We start from the raw sequence: 11604 nt of genomic DNA, 5'->3' as shown, positions 1-11604 counted from the left end.
GGGGGAGTGGTTGGCTCGTCGTCGCGTTGTCATCACCGGTCTGGGAGTTGTCGCTCCGAACGGCATCGGCAAGGACGCGTTCTGGCAGAGCCTGATCGCCGGCAAGTCCGCGGTCGACTACATTCGCGCTTTCGACCCCTCACCCTATCCGTGCAAGGTCGCCGCCGAAGTCCGCGACTTCGTCCCCGGGGATTTCATCAGGCCCAGTCAGGCCAGGACGATGGGGCGCTTCGCTCAGTTTGCCGTCGCGGCAGCCAGGCTCGCGGTCGATGACGCAGGCCTCTCTGAAGTGCGGCTTCCGCCAGCTGCTGTCTGTCTCGGGACTGCGGTACATGGGATCGGAGATCTCGGGGTGCCGGCACATCTCGACTTCCTGTCGAGAGGGTGGACCAGCATCGGGCGGTCTGTAGGTCTCGAAGTCACAGCGCACGCAGCCACGGCACACGTGCAGCAAGAGCTCCGAATTCACGGACCGATGCTGACGATCGCGTCGGCATGCTGCACCGGAATAGATGTCATCGCCTGGGGGGCCGAGCAGATTCGCTCACGTGGCTTGAATGTGGCCTTCGTCGGTGCCGCGGAAGCACCGGTCTCCCAGTTCGTCTTCAGCCTATTTCTTGCCGGAGGTTTCCTGTCGACGTGGACGGGCCCGCCCGAGAACGCATCCCGCCCATACGACTTGCAGCGTTGCGGGCTCGTTTTGGCCGAAGGCGGTGCTGTCCTAGTTCTCGAAGACCTTAGTCACGCGCTGGCGCGTGGCGCACGGATCTATGCCGAGGTTGGCGGATATGCCAGCGTGAGCGAGGTGAACACGCAAAACTCCGAAGAGCGCTACGTCGAGGCGCTACGCGAGTCAATCGTTCGGGCCTTGACGGCTTCGCAAATTGACTCCTGCGACCTCGATTACATCTGCGCCCACGGAAACGCCACCAAGTTCGACGACCGTGCCGAGGCGAAAGCCCATCGGGCCGCCTTCGGCGTCCACGCGTATCGGATGCCCGTAAGTTCTATTAAATCGATGATCGGTCAACCGTTCGCTGCAAGTGGAGTTCTACAGGCAGCCGCCACGGCCCTGGCCATTCACCATTCCGTTGTCCCGCCGACGATCAACTACGAGTTCCCCGACCCATTCTGCGATCTAGACTACGTACCTAACAAGGCGCGCGTCGCCCGCCTCCGCCACGCCCTTGTGCATACTCATAGCCTCGGCGGTAGTGTTTCCGGCTCTCACTCTGCTCTTGTGCTCAGCAAGCCTGTCTGTAACCCGACGTGACGATGCCGGAGCGTTTGTTTATCGTTGCCTACATCGCGTTAAGTTTGGTTGATCTAGCTATCGGCGCCTACGTCTACAGCCGTGCGCGCGCACAGCTTACCAACCAGGTATTCGCAGCGCTTGCAGGCAGTGTAGGTCTCTGGACACTGAGCGTGACCTTCGCCCACTACCCAACAACATCGAGCCCCCTCCTTGTCCGCTCGACGTTCGCAGCCGCGAGCATTATGGTCCTTGCGTTCCTGACGTTTCTACGCGTCTTTCCAGCCACCCCGTTTCCTCGCGACTGGACATACCGCGCGCTGGCCATGATTGGCTTGTTGTTTGTGCCGTTGGCCTACACGGGGTTGCTTGTCTCTCACAGCGAGACTGGCCCTGCCGGGCTCACGGTCACATACGGCAGCCTTTACCCAGTCTTTGGCATCTACGCGGTGATCTGTATCGGCCTTGGAATGGTCGCGGTGTGGACCAAGGCGACGCACGCCACTGGCCGAACTCGGCTTCAGCTCTGGTATCTCCTCATCGGCCTCCTCGTTCCGGCAATTGGCATTGGCACGACTAATCTACTGATCCCGCTCCTCTTCAGCGCCTCACATGTAGGGCTTTACGGTCCGATCTTCACGCTGGTCTTCCTCGCCTTGACTGCTCATGCCCTCATACGACATCGACTAATGAATGTCCGCCTTATTCTCAGCCGTACGCTTTCTCATGTCATCGCCCTGCTTCTTTTTGGCGCTCTGTTTGTCACCATCCTAAGTCTCGGTACCCGTTTCCTCGTCCCACTGCTTCATCTACCATTACCGACGCAGGCCGCCCTTCTCTTCCTCGCCGCCCTTGTTCTCCAGCCTCTGATGCACAAGGTTCGGAGCGCCCTGGATCGGTATCTTTACCGAACGCCTTACGATTATCAGCGGACGATCCGTGAGGCCACGCGCGTAATGGGGTCAACGCTCAGTCTTCCAAGGCTCGTGGAACATATCTGCGATGTTATAAGCCGTACTGTTCGACCAGAGACAATCGGGGTGTATTTGAGGTATCTGGATTCGGACGGCTATTCGCTCGCCAGCAGACGACCCGCGCATGACGCTGCTGCGATCTCCCTGCCTCACACCCTCTCCGGCACCTCACCGCTCGTGGCTGAACTTACTCGTAAGCGAGCGCCACTTCTGCAGCTCGATGGGCGGGCGGTTGACGATGAGAGAACGGTCCGCTCCGCCCTGGAGGTCTTGTCCCGCCTCGGGGGCGAGGCAGCCTTCCCCATGCTTGAAGGCGGCAAGGTCGAGGGCCTTTTTGTGCTCGGCCCGAAGCGATCAGGCGATCCCTACTTCGACGAGGATATCGATCTACTCACGACGCTGGTTGCTCAAGCGGCGGTCGCCATCAAAAACGCACAACTCCACCACAGAATGTTGCTGATGGAGCGCGAGAGGCGCCAAGCCGAGCGCCTCGCTGCCACGACAGCGCTGGCTGCCGGTATCGCACACGAGATCAAGAATCCCCTCGTGGCCATCAAAACATTCGCTGAGCTACTGCCGGAGCGATTCACGGATCAAGAGTTCCGCAGCGACTTCTCCAAAGTTGTGATCCGAGAGATCGAGCGGATTGATGAGCTGATAGCGCGCCTTCGCGCGCTCGCCGCACCCATTTCACGTCGCTCGCTGATGAATCTCAAGCCGGTGCTTGACGAAACACTGGCGCTCCTGCGAGGTCGGATGGAGCAGGCGGGGATCTCCGTTTCGATCTCCATCGATGATGATTTGCCGCCAGTTCATGCCGACCAAGCGCAACTCAAACAGTTACTCCTCAATATTCTTTTGAACGCGGTCGAGGCGATGGAGGGCGGGGGAAAACTATCTATTCAGCTTCGGCGTCAGCCTGAAGGTGAGGGCGAAGGTCTGATCGTGGCAATCTCCGATACCGGCAGTGGAATCCCCAGCCGCTTGCTCGAGAAAATCTTCGATCCCTTTGTCACTACAAAGCCTGAGGGCTCAGGCTTGGGTCTGTCGATTTGCCGCAGCATCGCCGACGCACATCAAGCCACCATTAAGGCATCGAATAATGCCGGCGGGCGTGGGGCAACCATCACAGTTCAGTTCCCTGCTGCCTCGCTTCTTGATCGGTCACTTACCAGCGCGTAGGAGCAACCATGGCGAATATCGGCCTGGTGACCATCGCTACAGTGCTTGTCGCCCTCACCGTTTTCATACTACGCGCCAATCCCCAAAGCGCCGTCAATCGTTGGTTCTCAACGTTCACGTTTCTCTCAGCAATCTGGACGATTGCCATCGCGCTCCTGCACTGGAAGCCGAGCGAGTATGTGTTGAGGTTGGCGTTTGCAAGCGCGAGCCTAGCCCCGGCTGCGTTTCTGACTTTCCTCCGTTCATATCCGTTTCCGATGAACCGGCCGTCGCCACATATATTCCGTGTCTCGCTTGCCGGCGGGTTGGCCTTCGCCATTCTCTCCACATTCACCCCGCTCATAGCGTCAAGCCCGGCGATATCTGAGATCGGGCTGGTCCGGCAAACAGGGCCGCTTTATCCCTCCTTCGCTGCCTACGTGGTCCTTGTCTGCGGCCTGAACATTCTGGTTCTACTGGACCGACTCAGAATCACAAGTGGAATTGCACGCCTCCAGTTGCAGTACCTTGCCGTCGGTATAACGTTGAGCTTGTCGGGCGCCCTCGTGTCCAATCTGGCACTCCCTCTCCTGACAGGGGACTCTGTTCACACCTACCTCGGCCCCTATTTCCTCACCCCCTTCGTCTTGCTGACCGCCCACAGCATCATCCGGCACCGCCTGCTCGACCTGCGTTTGGTCGTGCACCGTGGACTCACCATCGCCATCGCCAGCGCGCTCTCCCTGATCCCGGTCGGGCTGTTCCTGCTGCTGTTCCGGCCGCTGACGACCGGCCCTGGCTGGACGGAGTCGCTCGGCTTCCTGACCGCCCTGGTGGCCGTCACCCTCCTGGTTCCGCCGACCCGAGACCTCGCCGGACACCTTCTCGATCGGTACCTTTACCGATCGCGTCTCGGCTTCGCCGAGACAGTGGGCCAGGTCAGCCGGACGCTGCGGCGGGTGTTCCAGCTACGCCCGCTGGCCATGGTCATCGCGCCGCCGATCCGATCGGCCACCGGCGCCGAGGGTGTTCTCGTGTTCGTCCGCGACGAAGACGGCCTCCTGCGCGCGATCGGGTCCTGTCTGGATCCGGCCTCGCCGATGCGGCCCGCGGACCAGCTGCCGCCCGCCGTCGACGATGCCTTGAGACATTCAGAGCGACTCATCGTGGACGATGACCACTCCCAGGTCGATCTCCCGGGCGAGGTCCGCACCTTCCTCCACACGCACCGGATCGTCGTCCTCCAGGCGGTCGTGTTCGAGGACTCGGTGATCGGGGCGATCGCGGTCGGCCCCAAGCTCTCCGGCGATCCCTTCTACGCCAACGACCTGAGCCTGCTGACCACTCTGGCCAATCAGGCCGGGATCGCGATCAAGAACGCGCAGCTCTACACCGAGGTCATCCGGGCCAACGAGTACCTCACCAACGTCCTGGCCACGATCGAGAGCGGCGTGATCTCCATCAACGCCGCCGGTCGGGTGCTCATGCTCAACCGCGCGGCCGAGGAGCTGACCGGGCTGCCGGCCGAAACCGTGGTGGGCCGCCCGATGGCGGAGGTGCTGCCCCCGGTGCTCGAGCGGCCGCTCCGGGTCGCCCGGGATACGGGCGAGCGCCACACCGAGCCCGAGCTGGCGCTGCCGGCGGGGGAGACGACCCGGCCGGTGATCTGCACGACGTCGCCGGTGCGCGATCCGGCCGGGGAGATCATCGGCGCCGTCTCGGTGTTCAGCGACCTCACCCTGCTCAAGGAACTGGAGGCCCAGCGCCGTCGGGCCGAGCGGCTGGCGTACTTCGAGGTCCTGGCTGCCGGCTTGGCGCATGAGATCAAGAACCCGCTGGTGGCGATCAAGGCCTTCACGCAGCTGGTGCCGCGGCGGTCGCGCGATGACGCGTTCATCGAGGAGTTCTCCCGGGTTGTCTCCCGGGAGATCGGCCGCATGGAGCGCGTGGTGGATCGCCTGCGGGTGCTGTCTCGCCCGGGCGCCCGGCCGCGCCGTCGCCTGGACGTGCGGAGGCCGCTGCGGGACGCGCTGGAGTTCCTCGGGCCCGTGTTCGAGCAGAAGCAGCTGACCTTGACCGTCCAACTTCCGGTTGAGCCGGCGCTGACCGTGGGCGACGAGGCCGAGCTGGAGCAGCTCTTCATCAACCTGCTGATGAACGCCCGCGAGGCGACGCCGAGCGGCGGCACGGTGGCCGTCACGCTGGCGGAGGAGGCCGGACTGGTGCGGGTGGCGGTCGCCGATACCGGCCCCGGGATCCCGCCGGCTCTGCTGAGCCAGGTGTTCGAGCCCTTCTTCACGACCAAGGCACGCGGCTCGGGACTGGGCCTCGCGATCTCCTCCGCCATCGCCGAGAGCCACGGCGCCCGCATCTGGGCCGCCAACCGGGACGAGGGCGGCGCGGTGTTCACGGTCGAGTTGCCGGCGCCGCCGCCCGTGGAAGCTCCGCGGCCTTCGATGAACCCGGCGGCATGAAGAGCGCGCTGCTCGTTCGCCCCGATGCCGCGCTGCAGGCCCAGCTGCGGCGGGCCCTGGCGGGTTGCTCCGTGTTCGTGGTCGGCGACGACGACGAGGCGCTGCGGACCTTGCGTCTAGTGGACGTGGACCTCGTCGTGCGGGACTGCCGGCGCGGAGGCGACCTCTCGGCCTTCGCCGCCCGGCTTCGGGACGCCCGCCCTGGCACCCTGCTGGTCGCCGTGGGGCCGCCGGAGGACGCGGCCGACGTCGCCGACCTGGTGCTGGCCGAGGGGTTCACGACGCGCGACGTCGAGGTGGTCCTGCGCCAGGTGGCGGACCGCCGGCGACTGCTCGCCGAGATCGCCGCCCTGCGCATCCAGTTGGCCGAGGTGGTCGCCGGCGGCCGCCGGACCGCGGAAGACGAAGCGCGCGAGGCGCCGGCCATCGGCGGCATCCTGAGAGAGTTCACGCGCGTCCTCGCCGCCGGATTCAACCTGTCCCGGGTCCTCGACCTGTTCCTGGACGCCATCGGCCAGCTCCTTCGGCCCGCGCGGTCGGCGCTGCTCCTGCCCGACGAGGGCGGGGCGTATCGGGTACGGACGCACCGGGGGCTGGCGCCGCAAGTGACGGCGTCGGTCCGGCTGCGGGCGAGCGAGGGGCTGGCCGACTGGCTGGCAACGCAGGGGCGGCCGGCCCGGCTGAACGACCTCGCCGATCCGGAGGCGGCGCGCGAGCTGACGATGCTGGGCGGGGTGCTGGCGGTCCCGCTCCTGGCCCACGGCGACCTGGTGGCCATCCTCGTCGCCGGGCAGCCGGTGGCGGGCGGGGGCTACAGCCGGGTGGAGATGGAGACGCTCTTCGACCTGGCGGCACACCTGGCCACCGCCATCCGCGACATCACCCTCCACCATGAGCTCCGGCGGGAGAAGGAGTTCAACGAACGCATCCTGGCCCACATGTCGAGCGGCGTCGTCACGATCGGCCGTGACCACCGCGTCGGGATCTTCAATCGGCGGGCCGAGGAGATCTTGGGGCTCAAGGCGGCGGAGGTGGCGGGCCAGGACCTGCGCCGTCTCCCTTCGCCGCTGGGCGACATGCTGTTCGAGACGCTGAGCGCCGACCGGCCGCTGCCGCGCTCGGAGATCCATCTGGCGCTCAGCAATCGGTGGCTGGAGGTCAGCACGTACCCGATCCGGGGCGAGGAGTCGGCGCCCCTGGGCGCGGCGCTGGTCTTCGAGGACCGGACCGACCAGAAGGAGCTGGCCGCGCGCAAGCGCCAGGCCGAGGAATTCCAGCTGCTCGCCCGCTTCATCGCGCGGATCGCCGACGAGATCAAGAACCCGCTGGTGTCGATCAACACGTTCGTCGAGCTGATCGACGAGCGGTTCGACGACGCCGATTTCCGCAAGCTCTTCTCCTCGGTGGTGCGGCGCGACGCCCGCCGCCTGGTGCAAGTCTTCGAAAAACTTGCCGCATTGGTGAGCGAGGGTGAGTTACACTTCAGCACCGTGGACGTGCACGCCGTGCTCGACGAAGCCGTCGCCGCGGTGCAGCTGGGGGAGGACGGCGCCGGCAGCCGGCTGCAGCTCGATTACTCCCGCGAGGGCGCCCCCCTGCTGGTCCGGGTCGATCCCGGCCAGCTGAGCAAGGCTGTCGGTTATCTGATCTGGTATCTCACCCACAATTCCCCGGGCGACCAGGCTCGCGTTTCGGTGTCGGCCACCCGCGGCGACCGCGACGAGGGCGCCGTTCGGATCCTCATCGGTTCGCGGACGGCCAGCGTGACGCCAGAGAAGCTCGACCGGCTCTTCGACCCGGTGCAGATGGTGCAGGAGAGTTTGATCGACGTGGGGCCGGCCGTGAGTCAGCGCCTGATCGAGGCCCAGCGCGGGCGGCTGGCCGTCCGGCAGGGACGTCACGAGCTGGCATTCCACATCACCCTCCCGGCCGCCGAGGCGTGATGGGCCGGCTTCTCGCCCGACCATGAACGTCGCCGCCCCCGCCCGCACGCGGCCCCGCGTGCTCGTCGTCGACGACGAGATGGGTCCGCGCGAATCGCTCCGCATGCTGCTGAAGCCCCACTACGAGATCCTGACGGCGGCCAGCGCGCGGGCCGCCCTGGAGATGCTGCAGGAGTTCCGGCCCGACCTGGTGATCCTCGACATCAAGATGCCCGAGATGGACGGGCTGGAGGCGCTGCGACGCATCAAGCGCTTCGATCCGTCCATCGAGGTCGTCATGATCACGGCCTACGCTTCGCTGGAGACCGTCAAGCTGGCGCTCAGCCACGGCGCGTTCGAGTACCTCATCAAGCCCTTCTCCCGCCAGGACCTGGATGACGTCGTGCGCCGGGCGCTGCTTCGGCGTCAGACGGATCTGGGCACGCGCAGCCAGCTGGCGCGACTGGTCGAGGAGATGCGCAGCCTGTCCGCCAAGACCCACCAGCTCGAGGAGGCGGCGCGCCGCGAGGCGGCCGAGCAGTCGCTGCGGGTCACCCAGCTCTCGATCCTCCGCGAGATCGCCCGAGCGATCGTCGGGCAGCTGGACATCGAGCAGTTGACGACCGCGGTGAGCGAGCAGCTCCGCCGGGCCCTCGGCTACGACGCGGTGAGCGTCACACCGGAGGCGGCCGCCCCGCCGGCGCCGACGCCGTGCGTGGTCACCTGCGCCATCCGCGACGCCGAAGGACCGCTGGGCTGGCTGGTGGTGGACAACCGCGCTTCGGGCCGGCCCATCGACCCCCGAGAGCGCGAGCTGCTGGAGATGCTGTCCGAGTACCTGGCGGTCGCCGTCCGCAACTCGCGGCTCTACACCGAGATCGCCACCACCAAACGCTCCCTGGAACAGCTGATCGCCTCGGCCGGCGACGGCATCATCGCCGTGGACCAGGACGACCGCGTGGACGGCTGGAACCCGGCAGCCGAGCGCATCTTCGGCCGCTCCGCCCGCGAGGCGATCGGCCGCACCGTTACCGAGTTCCTGCCGCTGACGCACTATCATCCCGCCCGGCGCCGCCTGGAGGCCGGGTCCCCGATGGAGGCATTCGAGGTCACCGTCCCCCGTCCCGGCGGGCAGTCGGCGGCGTTGCAGGTCACGCTCTCCGCCCTGCGCGACCGGCAGGGCGGACTGGCCGGGGTGATCGCCATCGTCCGGGACATCACCGTGCAGCGCGAGATGGAGAGCCAGCTCAACCAGTCCGAGAAGCTCACCGCCCTCGGGCAACTGGCCGGCGGCATCGCCCACGACTTCAACAACCTGCTGCAGGCCATCCTGGGCTACGCCCAGCTCATGAAGCAGAACCTCTCCGATTCCGAGCTGGTCCGCCGCTCGCTCCAGGTACTCGAGTCGGCAGCCCTGGACGGTTCGGAGACGGTGCGGCGCATCCAGCAATTCGCCCGCCTGCGGCCGGACGAGCAGCTCGTCCCGGTGGACCTCAACCGCGTCGTGCACGAGGCGCTGGCCATCATCCGTCCCCGGTGGGACGAGAAGGTCGCCCACGAGAACCGGCGTCTCGATCTGCGTCTCGACCTCGGCAGCGTCCCGCCGGTGAACGGCCGGCCGGCCGCGCTCACCGAGTCCCTGACGAACCTGTTCTTGAACGCCATCGACGCCATGCCCGAAGGAGGGGTGTTGTCGGTCAGCACCCGGACCGAGGGCGGCCAGGCCGTCGTCCAGGTCGCCGACACCGGGATCGGAATGTCGGAGGCCGTCCGCCGGCGCATCTTCGAGCCGTTCTTCTCCACCAAGGGCGAGGGCGGCTCCGGTCTCGGGCTGGCGATGGTCTACTCGATCGTCAAGCGCCACGGCGGTGAGATCCGGGTGGACAGCGAGCCCGGACGCGGCGCGATCTTCACCCTGACGTTCCCCGCCGCCACCGACCAGCGCCGGGAGCCGAACGGGCCCGATCCGGTCGGCCCCCGGCGCCGGGCGCGCGTCCTGGTGGTCGACGACGATCCCCAGGTGCTGCGGGTCCTCGACGAGACGCTCCAGAGTCTCGGCCATACCGTCAGTGCGCTGCCGAGCGGTCCGGCCGCCCTGGCCGCCTACCAGCCGGGGCGCTTCGACGTGGTGCTGACCAACGTGGGCATGGCGGGGATGAACGGCTGGGAGTTCGCCGAGCGCCTGCGGGCCCGCGATGCGCGGGTGCCCTTGCTCTTCATCACCGGCTGGGGCCTGCGCGAGGAAGACCACGCCCGCCTGGCAGCGCTGGCCGTCCAGCGCTGCCTCTACAAGCCGGTCAAGCCCACCGACCTGGACCTCGCCATCCAGGCCGCCCTTCCCGCCGCCTCGGCCTCCCGGTGACGGTCATCGACGCCCAGATCCACGTGTGGAGCCCCGACGTCTCCACTCGCCCGTGGCCTCCCGGCCGCACCGTGCACGCGCACGGCCCGGCCCTGTCCGCCGAGCAGGTCCTCCAGGTCATGGACGACGCCGGCGTGGCACGCGCGGTGCTGGTGCCGCCCTCCTGGATCGGCGACGACAACACCGACGCGCTGGATGCCGCCCGGCGCTGGCCGGACCGCTTCGCGGTGATGGGCCGCTTCGACCCGACGGCTCCGGACGCCCGCGCGCGCCTGGAGCGCTGGCGCGAGCAGCCCGGCATGCTGGGCGTCCGGTTGACGTTCCACCTGCCCTTCTGGTCGCGGTGGCTGGCGGATGGCACGCTCGACTGGTTCTGGGCGGCGGCCGAATCCCTGGGCCTGCCTCTCATGGTATTCGTGCCCGGTCAGGCGCCGGCGATCGATCCCATCGCCGGCCGCCATCCCCGGCTGCGCCTGATCCTCGACCACCTAGCCCGCCCGCTCGGCCCCAAGGACGACGCCGCCTTCGCCGACCTCGACCAGGTCCTGGCCCTGGCCCGCCATCCCAACGTGGCGGTCAAGGTGTCCGCGCTGCCGTGCTACTCGAGCGAGCCCTTCCCGTTTCCGGGGTTGACGAAGCACCTGCGGCGCGCGTACGACGCGTTCGGGCCGCGGCGCATGCTCTGGGGCACCGATTACTCGCGGCTGCCCGTCCCTTACCGCGACGCGGTCCGCCACCTCAAAGAGGGGGTGGACTTCCTCACGGCGGACGACCGGTCCTGGATCCTGGGCCGGGCGTGCGCCGACTGGGTGGGCTGGAAGAGTTGATCTGACCGGGGCGCGCCCTCAGGCGCGCTTCATCGGCCGGCCGCAGCAGATCCGCTGGGCCATCGAGACCTTGCCGCACTTCGCACACCGGAAACCGGCCATCCGTCCTCCTTTCGCGGCGACCCGCGCGAGCGTCGGCCGTCTACGGTACCACGGCCGCCCGCAGGACCCGACGTTCCGCCGCCCGGGCGAAGGCCGTGTCCAGTTCGGCCAGCGCGAACCGGGCATCAACCAGGGCGCCGAGCGGGAGCGTCCGCCGGTGGCGGTGCACGAAGTCCACCGCCTGCACGAGGTGACGGGGATGGTAGTTGTGAACCCCGCGGACGGTGAGGCAGCGGGCGACGAGGACGTTCGCGTCCAGGGTGATGTCGGCGCCGGGGAAGACGACACCGGCGACGGCATACCGTCCGCCCGTGCGGAGCATCTGCACGCCGTCGACCAGAGCTCCCGGCATCCCGCACACCTCGATCACCGCGTCGGCGCCGCCCGGCGGGCAGGCCTCTCGCACCCGCCCGACGAGGTCCGGACCGGTCAGGGCCCTGGTGTCGAGGGCCAAGTCGGCGCCGAACCGGCGGGCCAGTGCCAGGCGCTCGGCCACCGGGTCGAGCCCGATGACCAGCCGAGCGCCGCGG

At 67.3% G+C, this 11604-nt stretch carries 7 protein-coding genes; 6 read left to right on the top strand and 1 reads right to left on the bottom strand.

The window, feature by feature from the left end; genetic code table 11:
- From VNN10_06985 to VNN10_06960, 6 genes are all read left to right on the top strand, one after another.
- The coding region (locus VNN10_06985; protein HXH21756.1) for a beta-ketoacyl-[acyl-carrier-protein] synthase family protein at positions 1 to 1273 on the top strand (1273 nt) is incomplete at its 5' end.
- Between the two features lie 2 nt (positions 1274 to 1275).
- Positions 1276 to 3408: an ATP-binding protein gene (locus VNN10_06980; GenBank protein HXH21755.1), complete on the top strand. Its 2133-nt coding sequence runs from the start codon at positions 1276 to 1278 to the stop codon at positions 3406 to 3408.
- Between the two features lie 8 nt (positions 3409 to 3416).
- Positions 3417 to 5861: an ATP-binding protein gene (locus VNN10_06975; protein ID HXH21754.1), complete on the top strand. Its 2445-nt coding sequence runs from the start codon at positions 3417 to 3419 to the stop codon at positions 5859 to 5861.
- Positions 5858 to 7804, top strand: coding sequence for a GAF domain-containing protein (locus VNN10_06970; GenBank protein ID HXH21753.1), 1947 nt, complete (start codon positions 5858 to 5860; stop codon positions 7802 to 7804). The genes VNN10_06975 and VNN10_06970 overlap by 4 nt, the downstream gene beginning before the upstream one ends.
- A gap of 22 nt (positions 7805 to 7826) precedes the next feature.
- Positions 7827 to 10145 carry a response regulator gene (locus tag VNN10_06965; protein HXH21752.1) on the top strand — a complete coding sequence of 773 codons (2319 nt, stop codon included), beginning with the start codon at positions 7827 to 7829 and terminating at the stop codon, positions 10143 to 10145.
- Positions 10142 to 10972 carry an amidohydrolase family protein gene (locus VNN10_06960; protein HXH21751.1) on the top strand — a complete coding sequence of 277 codons (831 nt, stop codon included), beginning with the start codon at positions 10142 to 10144 and terminating at the stop codon, positions 10970 to 10972. Before VNN10_06965 ends, VNN10_06960 begins: the two co-directional genes overlap by 4 nt.
- Positions 10973 to 11114: 142 nt before the next feature.
- On the opposite strand, the gene VNN10_06955 is transcribed toward VNN10_06960, so the two are convergent.
- On the bottom strand, positions 11115 to 11604 hold a 490-nt coding region (locus tag VNN10_06955; GenBank protein ID HXH21750.1), incomplete at its 5' end, for a zinc-binding dehydrogenase.

The sequence above is a fragment of the Dehalococcoidia bacterium genome, from assembly GCA_035574915.1.
Lineage (GTDB): Bacteria > Chloroflexota > Dehalococcoidia > DSTF01 > WHTK01 > DATLYJ01.
The sequence above is the reverse complement of the archived record's forward strand: the minus strand, read 5'-3'. Positions and strand labels throughout refer to the sequence as shown.